Origin of the sequence: [Clostridium] aminophilum DSM 10710 (assembly GCF_000711825.1) — a bacterium.
Taxonomy (GTDB): domain Bacteria; phylum Bacillota; class Clostridia; order Lachnospirales; family Lachnospiraceae; genus Clostridium_R; species Clostridium_R aminophilum.
This window is the reverse complement of sequence record NZ_JONJ01000010.1, coordinates 1-26,870: the sequence shown is the minus strand read 5'-3', so window position 1 is coordinate 26,870 and position 26,870 is coordinate 1. Positions and strand designations below refer to the sequence as shown.

20 protein-coding genes and 1 rRNA gene are annotated in these 26,870 nt (G+C 52.2%); 4 read left to right on the top strand and 17 right to left on the bottom strand.

Going from position 1 to position 26,870, the window contains the following annotated elements; translation table 11 throughout:
• Nucleotides 1–185 precede the first annotated feature (185 nt).
• From BR86_RS0108190 to BR86_RS14650, 3 genes are all read left to right on the top strand, one after another.
• Entirely contained in the window at nt 186–1,289 is a 1,104-nt protein-coding gene (locus BR86_RS0108190) for an ABC transporter substrate-binding protein (RefSeq protein ID WP_031472915.1), read from the top strand.
• Nucleotides 1,276–2,796 carry an ATP-binding cassette domain-containing protein gene (locus BR86_RS15220; protein ID WP_051684686.1) on the top strand — a complete coding sequence of 507 codons (1,521 nt, stop codon included), beginning with the start codon at nt 1,276–1,278 and terminating at the stop codon, nt 2,794–2,796. Before BR86_RS0108190 ends, BR86_RS15220 begins: the two co-directional genes overlap by 14 nt.
• Before the next feature lie 277 nt (nt 2,797–3,073).
• Nucleotides 3,074–4,243 carry a glycoside hydrolase family 5 protein gene (locus BR86_RS14650; RefSeq protein WP_038288317.1) on the top strand — a complete coding sequence of 390 codons (1,170 nt, stop codon included), beginning with the start codon at nt 3,074–3,076 and terminating at the stop codon, nt 4,241–4,243.
• Nucleotides 4,244–4,291: 48 nt separating this feature from the next.
• Here BR86_RS14650 and lon read toward each other — a convergent pair whose 3' ends face one another.
• The 9 genes from lon to BR86_RS0108135 form a co-directional block, all read right to left on the bottom strand.
• The gene (lon, locus tag BR86_RS0108175; RefSeq protein WP_031472909.1) at nt 4,292–6,604 is read right to left on the bottom strand and encodes an endopeptidase La; all 2,313 of its coding nucleotides are present in this window, start codon (nt 6,602–6,604) and stop codon (nt 4,292–4,294) included.
• Between the two features lie 127 nt (nt 6,605–6,731).
• A complete protein-coding gene (locus BR86_RS0108170; protein WP_031472907.1) occupies nt 6,732–7,757 on the bottom strand; it encodes a patatin-like phospholipase family protein in 1,026 nt (341 codons plus the stop codon).
• A gap of 152 nt (nt 7,758–7,909) precedes the next feature.
• The gene (locus BR86_RS0108165) at nt 7,910–9,592 is read right to left on the bottom strand and encodes a phospho-sugar mutase (protein ID WP_031472905.1); all 1,683 of its coding nucleotides are present in this window, start codon (nt 9,590–9,592) and stop codon (nt 7,910–7,912) included.
• 212 nt (nt 9,593–9,804) lie between these two features.
• A complete protein-coding gene (locus tag BR86_RS0108160) occupies nt 9,805–10,497 on the bottom strand; it encodes an LrgB family protein (protein ID WP_031472903.1) in 693 nt (230 codons plus the stop codon).
• Entirely contained in the window at nt 10,494–10,886 is a 393-nt protein-coding gene (locus tag BR86_RS0108155; RefSeq protein WP_031472901.1) for a CidA/LrgA family protein, read from the bottom strand. The genes BR86_RS0108160 and BR86_RS0108155 overlap by 4 nt, the downstream gene beginning before the upstream one ends.
• Nucleotides 10,887–11,165: 279 nt before the next feature.
• The gene (locus BR86_RS0108150; RefSeq protein ID WP_031472899.1) at nt 11,166–13,703 is read right to left on the bottom strand and encodes a FecR domain-containing protein; all 2,538 of its coding nucleotides are present in this window, start codon (nt 13,701–13,703) and stop codon (nt 11,166–11,168) included.
• Between the two features lie 46 nt (nt 13,704–13,749).
• Nucleotides 13,750–15,567, bottom strand: a complete 1,818-nt coding sequence (locus BR86_RS0108145; protein WP_081844196.1) for a CHASE2 domain-containing protein — start codon at nt 15,565–15,567, stop codon at nt 13,750–13,752.
• Nucleotides 15,568–15,922: 355 nt separating this feature from the next.
• Nucleotides 15,923–16,213, bottom strand: a complete 291-nt coding sequence (locus BR86_RS0108140) for a hypothetical protein (RefSeq protein ID WP_143099348.1) — start codon at nt 16,211–16,213, stop codon at nt 15,923–15,925.
• A 19-nt stretch (nt 16,214–16,232) separates the two neighbouring features.
• On the bottom strand, nt 16,233–17,057 hold the full coding sequence (locus BR86_RS0108135) for a mechanosensitive ion channel family protein (RefSeq protein ID WP_031472893.1): 825 nt from the start codon (nt 17,055–17,057) through the stop codon (nt 16,233–16,235).
• A 341-nt stretch (nt 17,058–17,398) separates the two neighbouring features.
• On the opposite strand from BR86_RS0108135, the gene BR86_RS0108130 reads away from it, so the two are divergent.
• Nucleotides 17,399–18,742, top strand: coding sequence for an FMN-binding protein (locus BR86_RS0108130; RefSeq protein ID WP_031472892.1), 1,344 nt, complete (start codon nt 17,399–17,401; stop codon nt 18,740–18,742).
• 102 nt (nt 18,743–18,844) lie between these two features.
• Here the strand turns inward: BR86_RS0108130 and rbr are convergent, their stop codons facing one another.
• The 8 genes from rbr to BR86_RS16195 form a co-directional block, all read right to left on the bottom strand.
• Nucleotides 18,845–19,396 (bottom strand): rubrerythrin, encoded by a 552-nt coding sequence (gene rbr / locus BR86_RS0108125; RefSeq protein WP_031472891.1) that lies wholly within the window; start codon nt 19,394–19,396, stop codon nt 18,845–18,847.
• A gap of 198 nt (nt 19,397–19,594) precedes the next feature.
• Nucleotides 19,595–20,167, bottom strand: coding sequence for a xanthine phosphoribosyltransferase (locus BR86_RS0108120; protein WP_031472889.1), 573 nt, complete (start codon nt 20,165–20,167; stop codon nt 19,595–19,597).
• 187 nt (nt 20,168–20,354) lie between these two features.
• A complete protein-coding gene (locus BR86_RS0108115) occupies nt 20,355–21,116 on the bottom strand; it encodes a transglutaminase domain-containing protein (RefSeq protein ID WP_031472887.1) in 762 nt (253 codons plus the stop codon).
• Between the two features lie 570 nt (nt 21,117–21,686).
• Entirely contained in the window at nt 21,687–22,214 is a 528-nt protein-coding gene (gene nrdG, locus BR86_RS0108110) for an anaerobic ribonucleoside-triphosphate reductase activating protein (RefSeq protein ID WP_031472885.1), read from the bottom strand.
• A gap of 225 nt (nt 22,215–22,439) precedes the next feature.
• Complete coding sequence (nrdD, locus tag BR86_RS0108105; protein WP_031472883.1) at nt 22,440–24,665, bottom strand: anaerobic ribonucleoside-triphosphate reductase; 2,226 nt, start codon at nt 24,663–24,665, stop codon at nt 22,440–22,442.
• Nucleotides 24,666–25,207: 542 nt separating this feature from the next.
• The gene (locus tag BR86_RS0108100) at nt 25,208–25,390 is read right to left on the bottom strand and encodes a DUF6472 family protein (protein ID WP_031472881.1); all 183 of its coding nucleotides are present in this window, start codon (nt 25,388–25,390) and stop codon (nt 25,208–25,210) included.
• A gap of 10 nt (nt 25,391–25,400) precedes the next feature.
• The gene (locus BR86_RS0108095) at nt 25,401–26,639 is read right to left on the bottom strand and encodes a dicarboxylate/amino acid:cation symporter (protein WP_031472879.1); all 1,239 of its coding nucleotides are present in this window, start codon (nt 26,637–26,639) and stop codon (nt 25,401–25,403) included.
• A 40-nt stretch (nt 26,640–26,679) separates the two neighbouring features.
• Nucleotides 26,680–26,870, bottom strand: a 23S ribosomal RNA gene (locus BR86_RS16195); the annotation flags it as partial.

The window sequence follows — 26,870 nt, the reverse complement described above, 5'->3', positions numbered from 1 at the left end:
GGTGTTGCGGATGCAACAGAATTATCTTACGGACCGTATTATAATATTTCGGGCAGAATTGAGTCAAAACACGCTTCGCGCGTTTCGCTCGTTATCGCGGCAGTCGCCAAGGCCGCACCGGGGCGCAGGCTTTGGCTCGTTGCCCGCGTAAATGCAAAATTGTTATGATACGGGAGGAATATAGCATGAAACATCATAATGACAGACTGTGCGCGGCAGCACTCGCCGCTGCGATGATGATCGGTGCCGCAGGGTGCGCATCCAGTCCGAAAGCACCGGAGACTACGGCCGCTTCCACGGCAGAAGCTGCTGCCGAAACCACAGCAGAATCAGCTTCCGAAAATGCCGCTGACGCTTCCGGTGCCGCAGCGTCCACAGAGGCTCACAAAGAAGGCGCCATCCGGCTGGCCGGCCTCAAGGGACCGACTTCCATCGGAATGGTCAAACTCCTTGACGATGCGGAAGCCGGCAAGAGCCTGAATACCTATGAGTTCCTGATGGCCGCTTCGGCCGATGAGATTACACCGAAGTTCCTTCAGGGAGATCTCGATATCATCGCCGCTCCGATCAACCTCGGCTCCGTCCTTTATAACAAGAGTGAGGGAAACATTCAGATGGCTGCCATCAATACCCTCGGAGTAACCTACATCGTCGAGAGCGGAGACAGCAAAGAGCTGAAAAACTGGGCTGATCTCAAGGGCGAAACCATCATGGCAACCGGCAAAGGCTCCGTTCCGGAGTACTCCCTCACCTACCTCCTCCGGGAGAACGGTCTGGATCCGGAAAAAGATGTCACCATCGACTGGAAGTCCGAGCCGACCGAAGTCGTTGCATCCATGAAAGAGAACGGAAAAGGCATCGCAATGCTTCCGCAGCCTTTCGTGACCGTTGCGAAGACACAGATCAGCGATCTGAAAACCGTCTTCAATATGACAGAGGAATGGGATAAACTGGGCACCGACAGCCGTCTGATCACCGCCGGCCTCTTTGTCCGCAAAGATTTCGCGGAAAGCCACGCAAAAGAACTCGCTGATTTCCTCTCCGAGTATCAGGCTTCCACCGAGTATGCCAACGCCAATCCGGCCGATGCATCCAAACTGGTCGAGAAATACGGCATCGTCAAGGCTCCGATCGCAGAGAAGGCAATTCCGGAGTGCAACATTGTCACCATCACCGGCGACGACATGAAAAAAGCCGCATCCGGTTTCCTGAATGTTCTCTCCGGACTGAATCCGAAGGCTGTCGGCGGCAAGGTTCCGGCTGACGACTTCTACTATGTGGCGCAGTAATACCGATAAACGAAGAGATCGAAACCGCCGGAAAAAGGGAGATCTTCCCTTTTCCGGCCCAGCGGAAAAGGCGGCCGCTCTCGCAGCCGCCATTATTGTCTGGACGTGCATTGCCCGTTTCGTTCACACCGGAATCCTGATTCCGTCACCGGGTGAAGTGCTTGTCCGCTTCCCGGCCCTGTTGACCGGACCGGATTTTGTGTCTGCGGTCATCTTCAGCACCGGCCGCATTGCGGCCGGCTTTTTTTTCGCCTTTCTTGCCGGAATTGTGCTGGCCTCCTGTGCAAGCGCTTTTCCTGCCGTGCGAACACTCCTCTGGCCGTATATCGCCGTTGTCCGGGCGGTTCCGGTCGCTTCGTTTATCATCATGGCCCTGATCTGGATCCGGGCGGAAAACCTCTCGGTATTCATAACCTTTCTGATGGTTTTTCCGATCATTTACCAGAACACTCTTGCCGGTTTTGATGCGGAAGATCCTCTCCTCCGGGAGATGGCGGATTCCTTTCACGTTCCAATGCCGGTTCGCCTTCGCTATATCGATCTTCCGCGACTTCGTCCCTGGATCCGTTCCGCCTGTTCGAGCGGAATCGGATTTGCATGGAAAAGCGGCGTCGCGGCCGAGATTATCGGTCTTCCGAAAGGCTCCATCGGTGAGATGGTATACAACGCCAAGATCTATTTTGAGACAGCCGATCTCTTCTGCTGGACCATTTCCATCGTCCTTCTGAATATGGTGACCGGACGCATTTTTCTGTGGATCGCAGACCGGCTCTTCGCATTATCCTCTCCGGATCATGCGAAAAAGGCTGGCTCCCGGGCTGGTTCCCGGACGATCGTATCGGAACCCAAAGCCGCCACGGGCGGCATGACACTTCCGGACAATGCAGCCGGAGCGGAAGTCAGCCTCGATCATATCCGTTTTGGCTATGAAAATGAGCCGACGGTTCTGAAGGATCTGTCGCTCACCATCCCAGCCGGAAGCCACCTGTCTCTCATGGGACCGTCCGGAAAGGGAAAAACCACGCTGATCCGCATCATTTCCGGCCTGCAGCAGCCGGACAGCGGCACGGTGAGAAGGCATATGGCCGACGGCTCCGAGGGACGCGTCTCCTTCCTCTTTCAGGAAGACCGTCTTCTCGCGGATCTCTCCGCCTATGCCAATATCCGTTTTGTTCTTCACCGGGGCGGAAATGCCGCCGCAGCCGGCATTTCGGAAACCGACCTGATCAATGGCCTTCTCGCCGCACTTCTTCTCACTCCGGAGGATGCGGAAAAACCGGTCCGTGAGCTCTCGGGCGGCATGCAGCGCCGCGTCGCAATCGCACGAACGCTTGCATACGGCGGAAATCTGATTCTGCTCGACGAACCGTTCAAGGGGCTCGACGAGGTGACCCGGGATGCGGTGATCCGTTTCGTCCGGGATTACACCCAAAACCGCACGGTTCTCATGGTCACTCATGAAAAAGCAGAGGCGGAGCTTTTCGGAGGAAGAGTTCTGCAGCTTTAATCCTGCACCGTCCGGGAATACTGTCCCGGATCAGATGTGAAAAATGCGAACAGTTGTCCTGCTCCCGGATCTACTTCCGGAGAAAATGCGAATAACCGTCCATCTCCGGATCTTCTTCCGAAGAAAATTGCGAAAATCGCCCTGCTCCCGGGTCTACTTCCGGTAAGCAGGGCGATTTTCCTTTTACAGCAAAAAAATGTTATAATGGCCTCAGAATAACCCGCATTATGATATCTCTGTCATGCTTTTTTTCGACAGACGAAACGAGGTGACATTTATGCATCCATTTTCCCATTCTTCCGTGCGATATCGCGCAGCCGTTCTCCTTACCGCCTCACTCCTTGCCGTGGGATGCGGCGGAACGATCTCCCGGGCGGCGGATTCTTCTTCCGCGTCCGATCCTACCGATGCATCCGCTTCAGAACAGCTCACCGTCTCCGAGCCGGCATCTCCGCAATACGGTCCGGCCACTTCCGGCACCAATGCCGCCACCGGTTCCGGTTCGGCTTCCGCATGCTTATCCGCTGAATCCGGCACTCCTGCCGCTGTTCACGGCGCACTTTCCGTCCGCGGAACCGACCTGATCGACCAGTCCGGGAATCCGTTTCAGCTGAAGGGAATCAGCACTCACGGTCTTGCCTGGTTCCCGCAGTATGTGAATGAAGATGCCTTTCGCACGCTCCGTGACAGATGGGGTGCCAATGCCGTCCGGCTCGCCATGTACACCGGGGAGTACGGCGGATATCTGACCGGCGGCGACCGCTCTGCCCTGGAGAATCTGATTGATCAGGGAGTTCAGGCCGCGGAGCATCTCGGAATGTACGTGATCATTGACTGGCATATTCTGAGCGACGGAAATCCAAATCAGCACACCGGGGAGGCCGCGGATTTCTTCCGCCGGATGTCCGCACGGTATGCAAACCATCCGAATGTGCTCTATGAGATCTGCAATGAGCCGAACGGCGGCACAACCTGGGACGAGATCCGGCAGTACGCCGATCAGATCATCCCGGTCATCCGTGAAAACAGCCCCGGAGCCGTCATCATCTGCGGCACGCCGACCTGGTCTCAGGATGTCGATCAGCCGGCCGGCAATCCTCTCAGCAATCCAGAAAACGTCATGTACGCGCTCCATTTCTATGCGGCGACGCACAAAGACGGAATCCGTGACAAGCTTATCCGTGCGCGGGCAGCCGGAACACCGGTCATTGTCTCGGAGTTCAGCATCTGTGACGCATCCGGCAATGGCGGTATCGACTACGAGAGCGCCGAGGCCTGGAAACGGCTGCTGAACGAGAACAACATCTCTTATTTCAGCTGGAATCTCAGCAACAAGGCAGAAACTTCCGCCCTCCTCGTTCCGGGGTGCCAAAAGACGGCGGACTGGGACGACAGTGATCTCACGGAAACCGGCAGATGGGTCCGCCGTCTCATGCTCGGACAGTAGCAAAGTCTGCAAGCGGGCTTCGTGGCCCTCTGTCCCCGTCCCTGGAGCTCATTTTTTTTCCGTCCCGTTGCCGGCCGCTCTCGCCTTCGTCATAACCTTTGTCATGACGAGCACTTCTCTCACGTCTTTCACCGGGATGATCTCCAGCTTATCCTTGACCTCGTCGGCCACGTCCTCCAGATCCTCCATATTTTCTTCCGGGATGAGGACCTTCTTCACGCCGGCACGGACCGCCGCCATCAGTTTTTCCGGAAGCCCTCCGATCGGCATCACCACACCGCGCAGGGAGACCTCTCCGGTCATGGCATATTCCGGTGATACCGCCCGTCCCGTGATCAGAGACGCCAGTGCCGTTGTCAGGGTGATTCCCGCAGACGGTCCGTCTTTCGGAACCGCCCCCTCCGGAATATGGATGTGAATGTCATTGTCCTTAAAGATCCGCCCCTTTTCCGGGAACATGGACTTCACAAGGCTGAGCGCAATCTGCGCCGATTCCTTCATGACATCCCCCAGCTGTCCGGTCACGGTAAGCCGGCCGCTTCCCTTCATGAGAATCGTCTCGATGTAAAGAATCTCTCCGCCGGCTGACGTCCACGCCAGCCCGGTCACAACGCCCGGTGCCTTCTTCTTCAGCGCTTGGTCATGACGGATCGGCTTCATATCGAGGAGCTTGCGGAGATCTTCCGGCTTCACATCCAGACCTTTCCCTTTGTTTTTAACAATCTCGACCGCTGCCGCACGGCAGAGCGTCTCCATCCTCTTTTTCAGTCCCCTCACACCGCTCTCCGCGGTGAAGTCCGCGATAATCTTCCGGATCGCCTCATCGCTGACCGTCAGCTGATTTTCCCGGATTCCCATCGCTTTCCGCGCTTTCGGAAGAAGGTACTGCTTCGCAATCTCGAACTTGTCCGTCGCAGTGTATCCCGGAAAATTGATCACTTCCATGCGGTTGAGCAGCGGCTCCGGAATCGTATCGAGCGTGTTGGCCGTGCAGATAAAGAAAACGTCGCTCAGATCATACGGGACATTCATGTAATGATCCGTAAACGAAAAATTCTGCTCCGGGTCAAGCACTTCCAGAAGTGCGCTGGCCGGATCGCCGTTGTAGGACGAGGACAGCTTGTCTACTTCGTCCAGCACCATCACCGGATTTGAGACCCCGCTCCGGCGGATGCCCTCCATGATCCGTCCTGCCATCGCCCCGAGATAGGTTCTCCGGTGTCCGCGGATATCCGCCTCGTCCCGGACGCCGCCAAGGCTGACGCGGACATACTGCCTTCCGAGCGCTCTCGCGATGCTCTGCCCGATCGATGTTTTTCCGGTTCCCGGCGCTCCGACAAAGAGGATGATGGAACCGGACTGTTTTTTATTGAGGTCCATCACCGCGATCTGCTGAAGAATTCTGGACTTAACCTTCTTCAGTCCGAAATGATCCTCGTCCAGAATTTTCTCCGCTTTGGTGAGGGAAATGCGGCGTGCCGGTTCCTTCTTCCAGCTCAGTCCCGTCAAAAAGTCCAGATAGTCGTACAGCATGCCGTACTCTTGGCTCTGCGTTCCCTCCTGTTCAATGCGCTTTAGAACGTGTTCCGCCTCTTTCCGGGCATCGTCGTTCATCCCGCTCTCTTTGATCTTCATCTCGAGCATCCGGATATCCGACATATCCTCCGGGTGCATTTCGTCGAGCTGATCCTGCAGGTAGTCGAGCTGACGGCGGATCGCGCTTTCGCGGACCATCCGGTGATAGTCTTCCTCCTGCTCGTCCTGCGCTTCCCCGGTCAGTTTCGACATCTCAAGGAACTCATACAGCGCTTTTTCCATCTGCTGCATCCGCGTTCTCGCGCTGTCCTCGGCAAGAAACGCATATTTTTCCTCATTGGTCAGAAGCAGCCAGCTCGAGAGCGATGAGAGAATCTCTGCCACGTTTTCCCACTGGACAATATACGGGCGGACAATTGCCCCCCACTCTTTGCTGTCCACAAATGTGACCAGCGCTCTGCGGAGCTTCTCGAAAATCTGCTTCTCTTCCGCTTCCGGAAGATCATCCGTTTCCTTGCGGACCACGGAAGCAATCCGCATCGTCCTGTCCTCTTCGATGGTCACACGTTCCACCGTAATACGGCGGTCAACGCGAAGCGTGACATAATCATTTTCACCGATCTCCTCGATCACGCCCTCCGCACCGACCGGATAAAAATTGTCTGCGGTCAGACTGTCGCGGTTCTGAAGTTCCTTCTCATAGAGAAATGTTACCGGTTCATCGGCAACCGCATCCCTTCCGGATGTCTGCCGGAATTCCTTTTTCTTGAAATAGAGATTGATCCCCGGCAGAAGGATCGCATTGTAAACAGGTATGACGATCATGTATTCTCCTTTTGTCAGCCTGACTTTTTCTGTTCATGCATACTTAAAAAGCCAACATAAAAAATTATATATATACCTCTTGGGCCTATTGCCTACATTATTAAGATTACAACTCTTTTATTTTATGTCAATATCCGCACGTTCCCATCGCCTGTTCGGAGACGAATGAGCAAAGGAACCGAACCGTATCCTCATATCCCAGTTTTTCATGGGAATCCAGTTTTTCCGGGGAAAAATCCAGTGTGCCCGATCCCGGCGATTCTTCCAGCGGAACCGACGGCCGGAGTTCCCGATATCGTCTGCAGACGCTGTCGGCTCCTTCTTTCGGGCGTTCAACCTCGTCGTAAAGATTCAAAAATGCTCCGATCAGCCAGTCCGCGCAGACATTTTCTTTGTCCAGCATCTCACACATGGCCGGAACCGGAATTTTTTCATGCGGCGCCGGCGTCTCCGCAGCCCCACCGACCGAAATCCGCCGCTGCAGCTCCGCGTTCTCTGTCCGGCCGCTCTCATCCGAAAGCCCGCCCGTATGCCCCGTCTTCCTCTCATGAAACAGAATCTCCGGAACAACGCCGCCATCCAGAAGAACGTCCCCGTGAAACCGCACCGGAGGAAAGACATACGGGAGACTTCCGCTGGCCAGAACCAGCATCCTCTGTTCTTCTGCGGGAAGCCCGTTCAACCGGAAATGCACCGGCCGGCGCGCGATCAGCGAATAGCAGCACACTTCGACCGGAACGGGATTGTGCTCCAGCAGTTCATCCGGCAGTGTCTCCCGGTAATACTCCAGAAGAGGTGCCGGATCCATGGCATAAAACCGTTTTTCGTTCAGAAATTCCTCCAGAGTGACCCGTCCGGCCATGACATCCTCACGGGCCTTTCCCACCACATCAAACGGCGTAACCGGAACCGTATCGTGGCCTGCCGACCGGTCAAAAGCGTAAAACATCTCCCGAAGCGTCTCCGGATCGTGGCATGCGAGATAGACGGCGTTCATCGCTCCGATAGAGGTGCCGGAAAGCCAGAGTTTTGACCGCTCCAGTCCCGCCTCATACAGCGCCTTCATCATGCCGATCTGATATGCGCCCTTGGCTCCGCCTCCGGAAAGCGCAAGCGCTATAGTCTTTCCGCGCAAAAGATTTCCATGTTCCATCTCTCTCCACCTTTCCGAATCTGAGTGATCCCCGCCGCCAACGGCCGGTCCATGATCAAATTCCCCTCATTCTCCCCCAAAACTCCGGAATGGTCTGCAATCCGCCGATCCGGATGGAAGAATGAGTCTCCGGTTCTCCGGCAACTCTCCGATTATCCGATCCATTCCGCAACCGCATCGCTGAGTGCCGCAATGGCATCCGCCGATTCCTTCGCGGAATTTTTCTTTGTATAATAATAGAATTTGATCTTCGGCTCGGTTCCGGAGGGGCGGACGCAGAACCAGCTTCCATCCTCAAGAATGAATTTCATCGCGTTGGTTGCCGGGATATCCTTATATCCATGCAGATAATCCACCTTCCCGCGAATCGCCGTGCCTGCGAAAGCATCCGGCGCTTCCGTGCGGAACCGCTCCATGATGCCACGGATCTCGCGATTGCCCTCTTCGCCCTTTCGGACGATGGACACCTCTTTTTCTGCGTAGTACCCGTACTTCCCGTACATTTCATTCAGCACATCTTCCAGCGTCATTCCGTTCTTCTTATAGTATGCTGCCATCTCCATTACCAGCATGGCCGCGCACACACCGTCCTTGTCGCGCACCTTTTCTCCCGGCGCACAGCCGATGCTCTCCTCATATCCGAAAAAGTAACGGTAACCCTTTTTCTCCAGTTCCGGAATCCGACCGCAAATATTCTTGAAACCGGTCAGCGCTTCAAATGTCTGTATGCCGTAGTCCTCGCATACCGCCCGTCCGAAATCACCGGTCACGATGGATTTGATCATCATTTCCCGGCCGGTAAGCCTTCCCTGTTCCTTCCGGGCCTGCGCCATATAGTAAATCAGGAGTGCGCCGGTCTGATTTCCGTTTAACGGAACGTAGTCTCCATCCTCATTCCGGATCTCCACCGCCATCCGGTCGCTGTCCGGATCCGTCGCGATGAGAAGTTCCGCCCCTATCGTCCGTCCGAGTTTTTCCGCATACTCAAATCCTCGCGGATCTTCGGGGTTCGGATATCCTACGGTCGTGAATTCCGGATCCGGATCTTTCTGTTCCGGGACAATGGTCACATCCGAAAATCCTCTCTCTCTCAGAACGGTCATGACCGGAATACTTCCGGCTCCGTTCAAGGGAGTATATACGGCTTTGACGGCTTTATTCAGATCCTTATCCGGCCTCTGAGCCATACTTTCGACATAATTCAGATATTTTCTATCCATATCTTCTTCGATAATATGGACAATTCCCGATTTTATCGCCTCATTCAGCGGCATTCTTCGAGGCGAATCAAACAGGTCGATTCGGGAAATTTTTTCTGACATTCCCTCTGAAATCTCCCCGGAAACCTGCGCTCCGTCCTCCCAGTAAACTTTATATCCGTTGTACTCTTTCGGATTATGACTTGCCGTCATATTGATTCCGGAACACGCGCCGAGTTCCCGGATGGCAAAGGAGAGTTCCGGCGTCGGGCGCATCTCCGGGAACAGCCAGGAGACAATGCCGTTTCCCGCCAGAATCTCCGCTGCCAGTTCCGAAAACTCCCGTGAGTGATATCGGCAGTCGTATGCAATCGCGACGCCGCGCCTTGGATCCACTCCGGATGCGAGAATGTAATCTGCAATTCCCTGGGTCGCCCTTCCGACCGTAAGAACATTCATCCGGTTTGTTCCGGCACCGCAGATGCCACGAAGTCCGGCGGTTCCAAATGCAATCTCCCTCCAGAACCGGTCCGTGATCTCTTCCGCATTTCCCCGGATTTCTTCCAGTTCCCTCTTCATCGGATCTTCATCCGACAGTTTTTCCATCCAATATGCATAGCGTTCCTGAGCGTTCATCTTTTTCCTCCCGATGTGTCCGGTCCGGACGTTTTTTCTATTTTTCTATATGCTCCATTATAACGCATATCCGAAAAATATGCCTGCAGACGTGAAAAGCCGCATGGCTTCTGACCATGCGGCTTCCCAAGTCGGATGATGATATCGCTGAATGATGATGGTTGAAAACTGAGAACCGCACGAAAAAGCGGCCCCCGATCTCCGTTTTTTTCTTAATACAGCATTGCAAAAAATGACGCGCCAATTACGGTCAGAATCCCCGAAACCACGATTGCGAGTGAACTCATCGCACCTTCCAGCTCACCGATCTGCATCGCGCGGGACGTACCGATGGCATGGCTCGCCGCGCCGATGGCAAGTCCCTTGGCGACCGGATCCACGATGTGAAACATCCTGCAAACGAAATCACAGGAGACATTTCCCAGAATTCCGGTGATCACAATCACGGCAACCGTGATGGTTACATAACCGCCGAGTTCTGCCGTTACGCCCATTCCGATCGCTGTTGTGATGGACTTCGGAAGAAGGGTCACATACTCCGCATGACTGAGTTTAAACACTGCCGCCAACGCCAGAATACACCCCATGCTGGTCACTGCGCCCGCCACAAGTCCACACAGGATAGCGACCACATTTTCCTTCAAACGTTCAAGCTGCACATACAGCGGAATCGCAAGAGCAACCGTCGCCGGTGTGAGAAGGTAGCTCAGATACGCGGCGCTCTTATGATAATTTTCATAGCTGATTCCCGTCACGGACAGCACACTCATCGTGATGACAACCGAGATCAGAAGCGGATTCAGCCAGTTCTTATGAAAATGGAACTTTATGAGAACACCGAATCCATAGGCAATCAGACTCAGAACCACGCCGAACGTGGCGGAGCTGGCAATCAGATCATTCATGACATACCTCCCTCTTTTCCGCTCTTATCTTTTTTTCCCGCAGTATGCGTGTGATGAATTACAAACTCCGTCACTTTACCGGTTACCACCATAACAAGAAAAGTAGAGAACACGGTGATTACCAGAACCGGAATGACGATCGGCCGAAGCTGGTCCCAGGATTCCAGAAGACCGACCGCAGCCGGAATAAACATGACCGGCATGATCTCGATCAGAAACTCCGCCGTCTCTTTTACGTCTTCCAGCGGAATCACATGCAGCATCAGAAGAATAAACATCAGAACAAGTCCGTAAATCGATCCGGGAATGGACAGGGGAATAAAATAATGCAGAAATTCTCCGACACATGTTGTTGCGAGGATAACGCCGAACTGTTTCATGTACTTCATACAAATTTCCTCCAATCGAACAAAGTCCGCAGTCTGACAAATCCACCGTCCGTCTTCTGCGACCTGTTTCTCCCGTTTCTGAGCAGAATTCCCGCATCCTGTGAGGTTACACCAGATCTTCAAATGATAAAAATCGGGAGCGCGCGAGTGCGCGTTCCCGATCGAATGTGCATTGCTCAGTCTGATATATTAGAACACCGTGATGCACTTGTCAATGGTCTGACCACTGAACTATAGTTACAAAAGCTGTCTCCTCGTATTTTCCCCGTTACCGGTGTTTCATCTCCGCATATCCTCACCGGTATCCGGGGATGCATTTCCTGCTCCGTAAGAATCGTCGTTCTCATAACCGACATTTCCCTCCGAAGCAGAGCCGGCTTCCACCGGACCGTCTTCGTCCGATCGTTCCGTTTTTTCTCCGGTTGCGGCTGCAATCCAACCGTCCGCAGTTTCATTTCCACTGTCTTTGGTTGCTTTTCCGCCGTCCGCAGTTTCACCTCCGCTGTCGGTGACTGCTTTTCCGCCGTCCGCGGTTTCATTTCCGCTATCGGTGACTACTTTTCCGCCGTCCGCTGTCTCATTTCCGCTGTCGGTGACTGCTTTTCCGCTGTCCGCGGTTTCATTTCCGCTGTCGGTGACTGCTTTTCCGCCGTCCGCGGTTTCATTTCCGCTATCGGTGACTACTTTTCCGCCGTCCGCTGTCTCATTTCCGCTGTCGGTGACTGCTTTTCCGCTGTCCGCGGTTTCATTTCCGCTGTCGGTGACTGCTTTTCCGCCGTCCGCGGTTTCATTTTCACTGTCTGCTACAGTTTCACCCTGCTGAAGATCCGGTGCCACGGCACCTCCATCGTTTGAAAGCTCCGGTTCGACTCCATCCGGCGTATCCTTTGTGGCTGTCCTGCCCGCATACGGTTCTCCCGCTTCAGCCGGAGAAGATCCTTTTTCCATCCCTGTCAGAAGATTCATCGCACTCCTTGCGGCATATCCCGCCGGAGCTGCGATATGTGAGGTCAGGATTTGGTTGTGCGTTGCGTTGTTACCGGCGGCTGTCGTCTGATCCGCGAAATTTCCGATATCATCGAATACCTCATCCGAATCCGGGAACCAGATCTGCAGGCCTTCTTCGCTGTACTCAAGATCATACGTGCGGTTGTTGAAGTCCACAACGTGATTGTAGCTATGACCGTCGTTGATTGCCTTATAAAAACCCGAATCCTCCGGCCATCCTTTCAGTCGGCCTCCCGTACAGATCATGCTGATCGCCTGTTTTTCCCGCATAAACTCGATCAGATTCCGGACATTGACGTTCTCTCCGTAAACAGTGACAATCCGGTTCCGGTCAATGGAATATCCCGAATCCGCCGGTACACCTCCGGAACTGTTCGAAGTGTTTCCGTTGCCCAGAGTGCCTCCGCCGCCCGGAGCGCTTCCGTCATTTGTACTGCTTCCGCCGCCCGGGTTGCTTCCGTCGTTTGTTCCGCTTCCGTCATTAGAAGGATTTCCGGTGCTTGGTGAATTCTGATCGCCATTCCGGCTTTCCGAATCGGTGGACGGTTTCGTTCCGGAGCCGTTTGTCTTATCCCCGGCGGCAGGATTTATCCCCGGCTTATTCCCCGGCCTATCCTCCGGATCATTTCCGGTTCCCGTTTTTTTCGTTCCCCTGCCGGAATGCACCTCTCCGGCATTCGCGGATCCGCCTCCGTTCCTGCCGTTTCTTCCGGAGTTGCCGGTGCTTACGGCATTTTCGTGTCTTATGGAACTGCCGACTTCATCATTCCTGTCCGGCATCTCCGCCTGACCGTTCTCTTCCATTTTTTCTGTCTTTCCGGAATCCGGCGCACTCAGCGGATTGGCAGTCCGATGCGCTTCCTCCGCTCTGCCTTCGGTATCGCTTACCGTTTTTCCGGTCGGCCCCCTATCCGCAGCATTTCCGGCATATCGGTCATCTCCCGAACGATATTTCTCCCAAACATCTTTTGCGTATGCGGCAAAACGAATTCCGAATTCATATCCTTTCACGGCGCTGAGATTCTGATCCAGGATCTTCCGCAAATCTTCCGCGGATTTTCCGCTTGTCTCGGCGATGGAAGAAAGCACACGTTCCCGAAGTGCATCATCGTTCTTCAACTCCACCAGGACATTCTTCGGAAGATCGCTGATCTCGTAGTTTTCCACCCGGATCTCACCGGTCCGGTCATCCGCCTCCACTTCCGTCATCTGTCCGCCGTTCACCATGGTCTCACGCCCCGATCCGTCTTCCGTCACAGAGACATGACCATCCGTCACCATCAGAAGAAGACCGTCCTCATCCGTGTATCCGATATCCAGGGACGTTCCGCGAATGCTCATGGTCGTCGATCCGGCACTGAATTCCATCGTCTCGTGATCTTCAAGCTTATTCTCAACATTGACGAAAAGCTCACCGGATTCAACCTGAATCCGGATCCGGTCTCTTCCGGCTTCGGTCACCGCTACGGAGGAATCCGCTGAAAGACGAAGATTTTTATCTTCATCGATTCGAAGATACACCACCGTGTCCCGGTCCGTCTTTACGACATCTCCGATCTCAAGGCGCATTCCGGCATATCCACGGATCCTTCCGTGATTCCGCTCCACCTCGACTCCAGCCTCTTTCCCGGAGGCCGTCGTCATCTGGACAATGACGGCGCATCTCGCAACCGCCTGCTCTACCGCTTCACTGGAGACCGTCGCCTGATTTCCGTTCTTCGGTCCGGCACACCCTGCTGCCGGATTCAGCATCAAAACACCGCAGATCAGAAGAACTGCGGCTCTTATTCTCTTTTTTCCACCCAACATTGTTCCACTTTTCTTTCCCTGACAGCAGTCCCATTAACCAATTCCTTTAACAGAACGCTGTTTTTACACGTACGGCACGGAAAATGTGAACGGCCTCCGTCTTTCCCTTCAGACGGACCATGCCGCGGTCCTCACATTCGATCCGGCTGCAGACTCTGTCATATACCTCGCGGCTGATGATCACCTCTCCGGCCCCGGCCTGCCCCTCCAGCCGCGACGCCGTATTCACCGTATCCCCGATGGCGGTATACTCCATCCGGAAGTCCGTGCCGATATTTCCGACGATAGCCTCTCCGCAGTGGATCCCGATTCCGAAACCGACTCTCCCTTTCATCTCATCCGGGAGACTGTTTTTCAGCCGTTCCGACTGCTCCGCCATATAGAGACCCGCGCACACCGCCCGGTATGTATAATCTTCGAGATCCAGCGGGGCATTGAAGAGTCCCATCGTCGCATCACCGATAAATTTGTCGACCGAACCCTTATTCCGGAGTATGCCGTCCGTCGTGATTCCGAGATACCGGTTCAGCATTTCCACCACTTTTTCCGGCCGGAATTCTTCCGACAGAGACGTAAAATTCCGGATATCGACGAACAGAACCGCAATGTCCTTTTTCCGCCCACCCAGCGAAAACTGATCATTGCCGGTATCCGCGATGGCCGCGGCAATCTCCGGTGAAAGGTATCTGCCGTAATCGGCGATCATTTTCTTCTTCTCGCGGTATACCGCAAAATAGCGGACCGCAATGTGGCCGACAACAAGAAGCGCCACAACCATCGGCACATATAGCACCGGACTCACCGTCAATCTCTCCCGGTAAAGGATCCGGATTCCGAGAAGATAGCAGACTGCCATGAAACCACTCAGACCGATGGAAACATGCGACCGCAAAAGCAGGAGACAAAGAGCGGTCAGAACACCTGCCGCCATAGTCAGGAAGATCCGCATATCCCGCGTCATTTCCCGAACCTCCGCATTGTCCAGAAGCTGCTGCACAATGTTTGCCTGAATCTCGACACCGTACATCGGTGTCCCGTGGCTGATCGATGTGAAATACTGGTCCTGCATTCCGGACGCATACGCGCCGATCAGGACGATATTGCCGGCAAATGCCTCCGATGGATACTCTCCGTTCAGCACCTTGCGGAATGAACATCCCGCACCGACTGCACCATAGTAATCATGCGGTCTTCCCGCATACCGTATGTAGAATCCACGGTCTTTTCCGGCAAAGTCCCGGTCCGTCTTCCCGGTATACTGTGCATAGATCTGATAAGCAAAAGACGGATAGGTTTCTCCGGAAAAATGCAAATTCCCCGCCGCATGACGGACAAAGCTGTCCGAATCCGTCTGAACATTGGAATGGCCGACGGCTCTGGCTGCCTGTTTCAGGGCCGGAAACGGCTCATTATACAGAATGACCTGATTCCTGCCGGAAAATGTTCCATTTATCTCATCACGAAGAACCGTGCCGAATGCTGCTGACGAGACGAGCACAACATTGCCTGCATCCCGTACCGCCTCCGTCAGTTCACGGTCAGAATCCGCGTCTTTTTGTCCGTAGAAACCGACATCGATCGCAATCACCGCCGGTTTTGATGCTTCGTCCCTTGTCAGATAGCGCACCATCTCCGCGATTTTTTCTCTTCCCCACTGATGAAAGCTTCCATACTCCGCCAAAGATTCTTCATCAATACCGATCACGTAGATTTTTGGAGAAATCCTGCTTCCCGTCTGATAGAAATGATCCTCCAGAGTGTTCTCCGCCGTATTCATGACACCGCTGACCTGAAGCAGAAGCGTCAGCATAATCGGAACAGCATACCAAAACCAGGCCTTTATCCCTTGTCCTCGCCTGATCATCTTTTCACCCGCTGTCGTTCGAAATTGTCCATGCTTTTCAAAATATCCAATTAAAAGCAATACATTATTAAATATAGTAGCATTTGCTTTTTTATCTTTCAATTGATCGATATTATATGTAATATTTTTTTCGCAATATCATAAATATGCACTGTTATTTCTTGTCCTATCCATCAGAATGCACACAATTCGCTGTTATTTTCTCACTTTTATTCTTTCCGATGTTATTTTATGATTATGCTTTTTTCCGCATATTTTGAGTCATCGTTTTCTCCGTGCATCACAGGCTTATCACGTCAGCCGTAAAAACCAGACACCGCAAGGTCGTCCCCTGTTCCCATACTCCCTGATTCCATTATCCTCCCTTCTGCCGGGAGCTTCCGAACCGCTGCTGATCACCGAAAAGTAACAGCTTCCGCTCAGCGGTGTGTATATCCTCGCGAAGCGTTTTCATGTCATAGGGAAATGAAAAACACTTCTCTATGACATGAAAACGGCGGGAATGAATCTCGCCCATTCCCGCCGTTTTTGAATCGACTCCGATCGACTCGTTATCGTTTGTTCCCGGCCGATCCGGATTCCCTCCCCTGATACACAGTTTTTTATCAAAAAACCATTCCTGTACCGTAAGGATTTTCTCCGGCATCGCTTCCATATTCCCCCTGTCAGGCCTGTTCCCGTAACACGGTCACGGTCTGGTACGGAATCTCAATGCCATTTTTGCCAAACGCCTCCACTACATGCTGCCGAAGATTGCTGCACGCCCGGAAGCTGTCATTCAGATCTTTCGTCTTGGCCGTGAACTTCAGCACGATTCCATTGGCCGTCAGGCGATTGACCAGCACACTGATCCGGTCAACATCAATCAGAAGCGGCTCTTTCCGGCACTCCTCCATAATGATCTCTTTCGCCTTTTCCACATCCGAACCGAAGGCGATCTCGAATTCCATAAAATTACCCACATTCTCGATGTAATTCGTGTTGACGATCACGGAACTGTCGATCACGCTGTTCGGCAGAATACACGCCTGTCCGTCATACTGTTCGATCACAACATGACGCATGGTCATATCCCGGACAAGTCCTTCCGCAAGGGTGGTTCCTCCGGACACCACACGGATCTTCTGTCCGATGTCGCACGGTTTTGACGCTGAGATGGAGAATCCGCTGATCACATTGCCCAGTGTTTTCTGCGCCGCAAAAGTGGCCACCGCGATGATCAGGGAGCCGCTTTGAAGAATGGTCGTGCTGAAATCTCTTGTAAACTCAAACTGTGACAGAATCGCGAACAGGCCGATCACCATAATAATACCCTTCAGACAACTGTGAAGGAATTTGTGAGGAAGCCCCGCCCTCTTTCTTTCCAGTCGCTGAAGCGCCTGATCGCTGACCTTCAGTACCGTAAATGTGATCAGCACCGTCATTACGACGCCAATTAGCCGGAATACACCGGACTGACCTCCCGGAAAAATCTCAAACAGTTTCTCCATAATCCTCTCTCCTTTTGTCATGATTCCGCGGGAAACGCGCTGCTCTCCCGGTGATCCGTTGATTACAATTATATACCATGAATATCCAATCCGAAATGAATTCCTTCTTTCCTTTTTCTTCCGTTTTTCTTCATTTACCTCCCGGAATTGTTCTAAAGGAAGCGCAAAGCGTGAAAATGTGCCTCATATGTTTACATCCCACATAAAATCTGATAAAATCCTACCGCCAAGGTCTGCTCTCTTTTGGATATTCTCCGCTTTTTGAGCATCAGCCGGATATCCGATGGCGATAGATTCAGACCCGGCTTATTTGAATTTCACAAGATGAAAGGAAGGTTGTAATGAAGAATCATGTAATCGGTGCTGCCGCAATGGTTCTCTGCGGTGCGGCCATCGTATTTGCAGGAAACCAGATCAATGCACAGAAGAAGGCAAACCAGGAGGTTCTTACCGGAACAGCAAAGGGTTTCGGCGGTGACGTGACCGTAACACTTACCAGAGAGAACGGCGCGATCGTTGACGTTAAGATCAGCGGCGAAAAGGAAACTCCGGAGATCGGCGGCGCAGCACTCGCTGAGCTCGCAACACAGCTCCGCACAGCAGGGAAGGCTGATATCGACGGTGTATCCGGCGCAACCATCACCAGCACAGCGGTAAAGGAAGCTGCTGCGCAGGCTCTCGGTGAGACTCTGTCCGCTGCACAGGAGACTGTTGCAGAGACTGCCGCTGCGGAAGAGACAAAAGCAGAAGCCGAGGAAGTCAACGTCGAGGGCGGTCTTCAGATCGGTCAGGTTCTCGCTGCCGCTCACGGCACAAAGTGCTTCGCACAGGTTACTTCCGTTGTATCCGGTGACAAGATTGTTGCCGCTTACATTGATGAATATCAGTTTACCGATAAGGGCACCGAGGGCATTACTGCCGTTCCGAACAGTGACAGCGATTTCGGAGCAGGATATGCTGACGGCAAGGTTCTCATTTCCAAGCGCGAGAGCGCAGACTACTACAGCAACCTGATGACCGACCACGCGAAGGCTACGGTCCGCATCGATGACAACTATAATGCAATTCAGGCATTTGCTGCAGGCAAGACCATCTCCGAGATCGACGCTGCAGCCTCAAAGGGCAAGGAAGCAGTTGACGCGGTATCCGGCGCGACTCTCGTTGACACCGCAGGTTATCTTCAGGCGATCGCAGACGCGGCAAAGGCTGCTCAGAAGACACCGGCTGTCGCATATGACGGTGATACTTCCGCTCTGAAGCTGAACTTTAAGATCGGTGCCGCTCACGGAACAAAGGGCTTCTCCACCGCAGCAGTTCTGACCGACGGTTCCAAGGTTATCCTCAGCTGGATCGATGAATTCCAGTTCATGCCGAAGGATGATGCTACTGTTGTCGGCGTTCCGAACAGCGATGCTGAATTTGCGGATGGCTATGCTGCCGATGTTGTCCTTGCTTCCAAGCGTGCAAGCGCAGACTACTACAGCAAGCTGATGACCGATCACGCAAAGGCTACCACCCGCATCGACGACAACTATGATGCAATCCAGAAGGCTGTCGACGGAATGACCATCGATGAGACCATTGCTCTCGGAAAGAACGAGAAAGCGGTTGATTCCGTATCCGGTGCGACTCTGGCAGATACCGCAGGCTACGTTGCCCTGATCGGCGACGCTGCAAAGCAGTAATTCCACAGGAAAGCGAAAGGTGCTGTGCATCCACGGTTCTAAACCATGGATGCACAGCACCTTTTTTGTCCAACGGGCAGGCTGGCTCCTGCTCCGGAACGATCAATAATTTTCTTCGCGCACCTCAAAGAAGCTCTGCGGGTGATTGCATACCGGACAGACATCCGGAGCCTTGGTCCCGATGACAACATGTCCGCAGTTACGGCATTCCCATACCGTCACACCGCTCTTCTCGAAAACTTCCTTTTCCTTCACATTATGAAGCAGCTTGCGATAGCGCTCCTCATGAAGCTTCTCGATCGCCGCCACACCGCGAAACTGAGCGGCCAGTGCGGTGAATCCTTCTTCCTCCGCCTCTTTTGCCATGCGCTCGTACATATCCGTCCATTCAAAATTTTCACCGGCTGCAGCCGCTTCCAGGTTCTGTTCGGTATCGCCTAACTCACCCAGCGCCTTAAACCAGAGCTTCGCATGTTCTTTTTCATTGTCCGCTGTCTTGAGAAACATCGCCGCAATCTGCTCATACCCGGCTTTTTTCGCAACCGAGGCAAAATAAGTATATTTGTTTCTTGCCTGCGACTCTCCGGCAAAAGCTTCCCAGAGATTCTTTTCGGTCTTTGTTCCGGCATATGGATTCTTTTTTACGTCTGCCATTGGTAATGCACTCCTTTCCATACTGCAATTGACAATATCCTTACGGACGTTCCTTTCTGTCACAGATTCACGACCTGACGTCGGACCCGGGGCAGAAAGGATTCCGTCCGCAAGACTCTGATATCTTTATTATAATCGGAAAATTAAGAGTGTGTACGTCTTTTTTCGAACAAAGAAGCATTCATCACCGAAAGATTCTTACTCGCGGAATGTCAGGGAATCGTCGGTCATGTTTTCCACAATTGCCAGGGACTCCACACGGAACCCTCTCTTTCGAAGATCCTCTCCGCCCGGCTGAAAGCCCTTTTCGATGCAGATTCCGATACCGGCAATCTCCGCTCCCGCCTGTTCGCAGACATCGATCAGTCCGTTCATGGCTTTTCCGTTCGCCATAAAATCATCGATCAGAAGAACCCGGTCACCCTTATTCAGGAATTTCTGCGAAACCGTGATATCGTAATCCTTTCCGTAGGTAAAGGAATGCACCTTGGAATGGTATACATCACCGTCGATGTTGATGCTCTTGGCCTTCTTGGCAAATACCATCGGCACGTGAAAATGAGTCGCGACGAGACATGCAATGCCGATTCCGGATGCCTCGATTGTCAGAATCTTGTTGATGCCGGCATCCTTATAGAGTCGATAAAATTCCGCCCCGATATGATCCAACAGTTCAACATCCATCTGATGGTTCAGAAAACTGTCCACCTTCAGTACATTTCCCGGTCTAACCTGTCCGTCTTTCAGGATGCGGTCCTTCAACTCCTGCATTGTCTTTCCTCCTGCTTCTCTGCAAATTGTATTTCCGCCTATTATAACGCACAACATTCAGAGCGTAAACAGTTGATTTTCATTCTTCAAAATCATACAGACATGCGGCAGGACCTGACCGATCAGGGGGGATCAGTCAGGCCCTGCACCCAGAGTTTTTTATCGAAAAGGAAGAGTGGTAGGCATATTAGAAAGCAACTTTGATATTGCCGTATCCGCCGGCATTCATGGTATCCGGGCTCATGTTAAGATATGAAACATTCCGGTTTGCGTCGTAGTTGCATACATCGTAGTATCGCCAGATTCCGTTGTCATTGACTGCTGACCATGCGTGATCGTTATTGTAAACAAAACGTGCCGCAAGATAGGACGGATTCGATGCGTTGTAATCCACGATACCATTTGCTACCGGAACTGCGGAAACGATGGAATTGAACGCATATGAGTATGTTGCGCAGATACCTTTTCCATCGGTAAAACACCGGAGCGCTGACTGATAACTTCTGGCAAGTTCGGAATCTCCGATGGCTGCCCGGTCATAACTCATCCGGTCGGCAACCCAGTTAGCGGCTACGTAAGGAATATCTGCAGCCGGTGTTCCCTGCGGAACGATGTTGCGGATATTGTCCGCAATCCATGAATCCACCTGATTCTGAATCGCATCGAGCTTTTCCGCGCTCTCCGCAGAGATCAGGATACTTCCGGTATCGGTGCTGTAAACCTTATCCAGTGTTGTCATTCCTACTGCCGGGCAAGCTGTGTTTAAAACTTTTTCCGCCTGTACATAATTTCCGGAAATATCGCTTCCCGAAATGGACTTAAAAACATATCCGTTCTTATCTGAAGTGAGAAAACCGGCATCTTTTATGCCCGCAAAGGAGGTAAGGGTCATCGCTGTCGTCATTGCCACAACAGTCATGAGGCTCTGGAAAAATCGTCTGAGCTTCATAAAATCCCTCCTTTCTTAGAATCATAATTTCAATCATATTTTGCGTCTGTTTCTTATGATTGAATCATACATGATCCGTGCCGGTCTTTCATAGTATCTTCGGCATTTTCGGAGAGTAGTTTGCTGTTTTTTATGTTCAATTTAATTATTATATGATAACTTTGTAAATAATATGTTCATTAAATGGACTTAATTACTTTTCGTTACCCTTTTTTGTACTTTTATCCTGCCATAAAAATCACATATAATCCACTTTATTTCTTTTTTGATTGATTAAATCGGCTTTATTTGTGATGGAGTTGTCGCGATGCTTTTTATTTTTATCCTGATTTGTGCGATCGATTTAATATTTTAAAAGTTTATTGGACAAAAAAAGAACGTGGCGATCATCCATTGTCCGATATCCTTTCGAACAATGGATGACCGCCACGATTTTCTGCTCCCGGTTATTCCCGATTGTACTCCGTTCTTCCTTGATTTCCCGGCTTTGCTCCGTACTTTCCCGGAGTTTCCGGCTATTCTTCACTCTCCTCGGTTTTCCCGGCTGTGCTCCGGGCTTTCCGGATGTTCTCAGTCATTCAGCGGATCCAATACTACCATTCCCTGGTTTCTTGTCTTCTTCATGTCGATAATCCGCTGGTTTTCCGAACCACGGAATTTCAGAGTGATGTTCTTCTGCTCTTCCACAAATTTTCCGTCGACAAGAATATCGATGTGATCCAGGATGGAATCCGTCACTTTCGTGTAGCGGCATCCGCCCGGAACCAGGTCCCGCTCATACGTGAACCCCGTAAACATCCAGATCGTCTTCTCCGGAAGTTCGTCACGTATGCGGAGAATCAGATCGACCAGCACTTCCTGATTCGGAATTTCAAACGGTTCTCCGCCGAGAATCGTGATTCCGTCATAGTACGGCTTTTTCAGCTCATCCATCAGGCTCTGCTCGATCTCTTCCGTATACGGAATTCCATAGTTGAAATCCCACGTCTGCGGCTGAAAACAACCCGGACAGCAATTCGTGCAGCCGGACACAAAAAGAGTCAGCCGGATTCCGATTCCGTTTGCGCAATCTGTCTTGATTATCTCGCCGATATGCATACCGTTCTGCCTCCTTTTTCGAATATGTTATTCTGCATTTCGCGTTTTCCGCGAAAGAATTCTGCTGTTATCTCTACTATACAACGTTCCCCAGCTTCATGGAATCCCCAAAGCCAACGGGACGAAACAAGGGAAAAGGCTCCGAAGGAATCCCTTCAAAGCCTTTGAATTCGGTTATTTTCCCGTTTCTGCACGGTCAAGACTGCTCCCGTACCGTTGCATTGGTCACTTGCAGAGTGTGTTCTCCGACACGTGCATCACACGTTCCGCGATCTCCTGGGTTCTGCCCTGATTCCAGAACTGTGTACCGATATAACCGCAGGTCCGTCTTGCCACGTGCATCTTCGACTGATCACGGTTCTTGCAGTTCGGGCACTCCCACACAAGTTTTCCGGTGGCATCCTTCACAATCTGGATCTCTCCGTTGTAACCGCACTCCTCACAGAGATCGCTCTTGGTGTTCAGCTCCGCGTAGAGAATGGTGTCGTACATATGCTTCATGATCGCAAGGACCGCTTTCAGGTTGTTCTGCATGTTCGGAACTTCCACATAGCTTACCGCGCCGCCCGGAGAGAGCACCTGGAACTCCGCTTCCTTGGAAAGCTTGTCAAATGCGTTGATCTCCTCCGTCACATGAACGTGATAGCTGTTGGTGATATAATTCTTGTCCGTTACGTGCGGAATCTTGCCAAAGCGTTTCTGCAGGCATTTCGCAAACTTATAGGTGGTGGACTCCAGCGGTGTGCCGTATACGGAATAATCGATGTTCTCTTCTTTCTTCCACTTCTGGCATGCATCATTTAATGCCTGCATCACCTTCAGGCCGAACTGCTCGCCCGCCTCACTGGTGTGGGAGGTTCCCTTCATGTAATATACGCACTCGGCAAGGCCTGCATATCCGAGAGAAATCGTGGAATATCCGTCAAAGAGAAGTTTGTCAATGGTCTCGCCCGGCGCAAGTCTTGCCAGCGCGCCATCCTGCCAGAGGATCGGAGCGACGTCGGACGGTGTTCCGAGAAGTCTCTCGTGGCGGATACGGAGTGCGCGGTGACAGAGATCCAGTCTCTCGTTCATGATCTCCCAGAACTTCTCCTCATCTTTTCCGGAAGAGCACGCCACATCCACCAGGTTAATGGTAACCACACCCTGATTGAAGCGGCCGTAATACTTGTGCTTTGTCTCGTCAAAATTGCCCGCATGGCCAATGTTGCCGACACCGGCATCCGTAAAGCGGTCCGGTGTCAGGAAGGAACGGCAGCCCATGCACGGATAGCAGTCGCCCTTCAGCTCCATCGCCTTCTTCTCGGAAATGTAGTCCGGAACCATCCTCTTGGCCGTGCACTCTGCGGCAAGCTGTGTCAGATAGAAATACCGGGATCCCTCTTCCACATTGTCATCCTGCAGAACATAGATCAGCTTCGGGAAAGCCGGTGTGATGTAAGTTCCATTGCGGTCCTTGACACCGAGAATTCGCTGTTCCAGCATTACTTCAATGATCATCGCGAGGTCATCTCTTGTCTGACCCTCCGGAACCTCGTGAAGATAGAGGAATACGGTGACAAACGGTGCCTGGCCGTTGGTGGACTGAAGCGTAATCAGCTGGTACTGAATGGTCTGACATCCGGATTCCACCTCTTTGCGCACTTCCTTCTCCACCAGAATTTTAAACTTCTCATCGGAGATCTCGATTCCCGCTTCCTCGAACTCGCCTTTCAGGCGCTTTGCGATCTTCTGACGGCTGGCATCGACAAACGGTGCAAGATGAGACATGGTGATCGTCTGTCCGCCGTACTGGCTGGATGCAACCTGCGCAACGATCTGCGATGCAACCGTACAGGCGGTATTAAAGCTGTGCGGAGTGTCAATGTGTGTACCGCTGATGCAGGTGCCGTTCTGGAGCATATCACCCAGATTCACCAGACAGCAGTTGTGCATATGCTGTGCAAAGTAATCCGCATCGTGGAAATGAATCACACCCTCTTTGTGGGCCGTGGTGATATCCTCCGGAAGAAGATAACGGTTGGTGTAATAACGGCTCCACTCACCGGCCATGTAATCACGCTGAACCGAGAGCACGGTCGGATTCTTGTTGGAGTTTTCCTGCTTTACTTCTTCATTGTCGCGCTCGACAACGCCGGAAATCTTCTGGTCAATGTCGCTCATCTTGCGCATCTCATTGTGTTTATACCGGTAGGTAATGTACAGTCTGGCAACCTTGTGTTTTCCGGTTCCCATCAGTGCATCTTCCACTTTATCCTGAATCTCTTCCACGGAAAGATCTCTTCCTGCATTTCGGGCATCCTTCTGAATTCCGGTCACAACATCGTGAATCTGCGCATCGGTCAGACGCTCAGACAGAATTCCCTCCTCTTTATTTGCCTTACAGATCGCATGTTCGATCTTTTCCGGATTAAACGGCACTCTCTCACCGGAGCGCTTCATTACAAAGATCTGCTGCTCTTCCAGGCCAAGGTTTCCATCCAGATACTCGTCATACATTTCCATTTCCTCCGTTTTTCGTCAGTTCATTCCGGTCCGCTCCCGCAATGCGCCCGCATCGTTCACGGTATACGGGTGCCGGTACTTTTCGCGGACCAACGGCTCATCAACGAGCCTCACTTATTATAGTCTCGGCCTCCGTCATTGTCCATAGTAAATAATGCCGAAAACACAATATATAGTATCTGCCCGGAATTGATTATGCAATATGGTGTATAATGGGTTTTTGCCTGTTTTCTGCCCGATAACCCCGTTCTTTTTTCGCATCGGCTCCGGTCCGGCTTCACGGAGAAGGTCCCTGATCCCCGCATAAACACTGCATTTATCTATTATTACCAATAATTCCGAGACAGCGGACAAAAAAACACGGCACACCGCAGCCGGCACGCCGTGTCTGATTGATTTTCTGTTTTCACAGTCATGTTCCGGAAAAAGTGAACCACTATATCTTGTGGTTATCTTCCCGGCACGCACAACGGTGTCAGGAGAACCTGTCACCTTCCGAACGCCTGATGCCGCACAACGGCATACTCATCGTCATTGCGGTAAAACGGACACTGTTTATAGTGGCCTTCCAGAATGCGGGCGTAGTCATCCTCGTCCATCTGGGCCTCACAGAAATAATCGTCCTCGTCTTCATCATATGCGTAATACGCACAGGTCTCACAGGTTCCCATTCATTTCTCCTTAAATTTCAGCGTTGATTCTTGCCGCGTCTTCCGTCTCCTTCTCGTTGATCGCGTGCTTCTCGGCATAGCCGGTCAAAATCAATGACAGCGCACCGTCACCGGTTACGTTGCAGGCAGTTCCGAAGGAATCCTGAAGAGCGAAGATAGTCAGCATCAGGGCGGTTCCGTTCTCGTCAAAGCCAAGGACGCCGGTGATCAGTCCGAGAGAAGCCATAACCGTTCCGCCCGGAACACCCGGCGCGCCGATCGCGAAGACGCCGAGAAGCAGGCAGAACAGAATCATCTGTCCCGGCTCCGGATAAACGCCGTAAAGCATTTTGGATACCGCCATGACGAAGAATGTCTCTGTCAGAACCGATCCGCACAGATGAATATTGGCAAACAGCGGAATGCCGAAATTAACCATATCCTTTCTCAGCGGCGGAACCGATTTCTCCGCACATTTGAGAGCAACGGACAGTGTCGCAGCACTGCTCATGGTTCCGACTGCGGTCACATAGGCCGGTCCGTAATTCTTCAGAATCGCCATCGGATTCTTTCCGGAATAGGCGCCGGCGATGCTGTAGAGCAGCGTCAGCCATATATAATGTCCGGCCATAACGATGACAATGATGATCAGGAAGATCGGAAGCTGTCTTGTGATCGTTCCCTCATAGCTCAGCGTGCAGAATGTGCATCCGATCAGGAACGGAAGTACCGGAATGACAAAATGTGTGACAATGCTGAGGACGATCTTCTGGAACTCCTCCAGGATCGCGGTTACATTCTCACTGTTGTTCCATGCGGCTGCCAGTCCGACCATAACCGAAAAGAACAGCGCAGACATCACCGACATGATCGGAGGGATCGAGAGCGCAAAGACAACATCCGGAACATTTTTCAGTCCGTCCACATTCGGATTGATGTTCAGATGCGGAAGGATCGTGTATCCTGCTGCCGTTGCGAACAGCGCTGCACCGACGGATGAAACATAAGCGATGACCAGCGCAACTCTCAGCATGCGGGATGCGTTCTGTCCAAGTCTTGTGATGGACGGAGCGATAAACCCGATGATGATCAGCGGAACGCAGAAACCGATAAACTGCGACAAGATGTACTTCGCGGTTACCACGATGTTCAGGACCGCTCCGCCGACAATTGTCTGATCTGAGCTCTCAAGCACAAGTCCCAGACCGATACCGATCAGAAGTCCGAGAAGGAGTCTGAACGGCAGACTGCTGAAAAAACCATTTTTCATATTCCATATCCCCCTGTTTTGTTCCATCGGGCTCATCCGCCGATCCAACCTTTCCGGATCCGTAAGAACCTTCTGGTTATAATGGTCATTACCCGAAAATACTATCATAATTAAGCAGTTAATACCACCGTCTTACTACGAATGGGATATCTCATCTTGAGGGGGGCTTCACGCTTAGATGCCTTCAGCGTTTATCCCCTCCCGGCTTGGCTACTCTGCCATAGGATTGAT

Bases quoted from the DNA above. Each gene is read 5' to 3' on its own strand.
- BR86_RS0108190 (WP_031472915.1), top strand. From the start codon at position 186: ATGAAACATCATAATGACAGACTGTGCGCGGCAGCACTCGCCGCTGCG.
- BR86_RS15220 (WP_051684686.1), top strand. From the start codon at position 1,276: ATGTGGCGCAGTAATACCGATAAACGAAGAGATCGAAACCGCCGGAAA.
- BR86_RS14650 (WP_038288317.1), top strand. From the start codon at position 3,074: ATGCATCCATTTTCCCATTCTTCCGTGCGATATCGCGCAGCCGTTCTC.
- lon (WP_031472909.1), bottom strand. From the start codon at position 6,604: ATGATCGTCATACCTGTTTACAATGCGATCCTTCTGCCGGGGATCAAT.
- BR86_RS0108170 (WP_031472907.1), bottom strand. From the start codon at position 7,757: ATGGAACATGGAAATCTTTTGCGCGGAAAGACTATAGCGCTTGCGCTT.
- BR86_RS0108165 (WP_031472905.1), bottom strand. From the start codon at position 9,592: ATGAACGCTCAGGAACGCTATGCATATTGGATGGAAAAACTGTCGGAT.
- BR86_RS0108160 (WP_031472903.1), bottom strand. From the start codon at position 10,497: ATGAATGATCTGATTGCCAGCTCCGCCACGTTCGGCGTGGTTCTGAGT.
- BR86_RS0108155 (WP_031472901.1), bottom strand. From the start codon at position 10,886: ATGAAGTACATGAAACAGTTCGGCGTTATCCTCGCAACAACATGTGTC.
- BR86_RS0108150 (WP_031472899.1), bottom strand. From the start codon at position 13,703: ATGTTGGGTGGAAAAAAGAGAATAAGAGCCGCAGTTCTTCTGATCTGC.
- BR86_RS0108145 (WP_081844196.1), bottom strand. From the start codon at position 15,567: ATGATCAGGCGAGGACAAGGGATAAAGGCCTGGTTTTGGTATGCTGTT.
- BR86_RS0108140 (WP_143099348.1), bottom strand. From the start codon at position 16,213: ATGCCGGAGAAAATCCTTACGGTACAGGAATGGTTTTTTGATAAAAAA.
- BR86_RS0108135 (WP_031472893.1), bottom strand. From the start codon at position 17,057: ATGGAGAAACTGTTTGAGATTTTTCCGGGAGGTCAGTCCGGTGTATTC.
- BR86_RS0108130 (WP_031472892.1), top strand. From the start codon at position 17,399: ATGAAGAATCATGTAATCGGTGCTGCCGCAATGGTTCTCTGCGGTGCG.
- rbr (WP_031472891.1), bottom strand. From the start codon at position 19,396: ATGGCAGACGTAAAAAAGAATCCATATGCCGGAACAAAGACCGAAAAG.
- BR86_RS0108120 (WP_031472889.1), bottom strand. From the start codon at position 20,167: ATGCAGGAGTTGAAGGACCGCATCCTGAAAGACGGACAGGTTAGACCG.
- BR86_RS0108115 (WP_031472887.1), bottom strand. From the start codon at position 21,116: ATGAAGCTCAGACGATTTTTCCAGAGCCTCATGACTGTTGTGGCAATG.
- nrdG (WP_031472885.1), bottom strand. From the start codon at position 22,214: ATGCATATCGGCGAGATAATCAAGACAGATTGCGCAAACGGAATCGGA.
- BR86_RS0108100 (WP_031472881.1), bottom strand. From the start codon at position 25,390: ATGGGAACCTGTGAGACCTGTGCGTATTACGCATATGATGAAGACGAG.
- BR86_RS0108095 (WP_031472879.1), bottom strand. From the start codon at position 26,639: ATGAAAAATGGTTTTTTCAGCAGTCTGCCGTTCAGACTCCTTCTCGGA.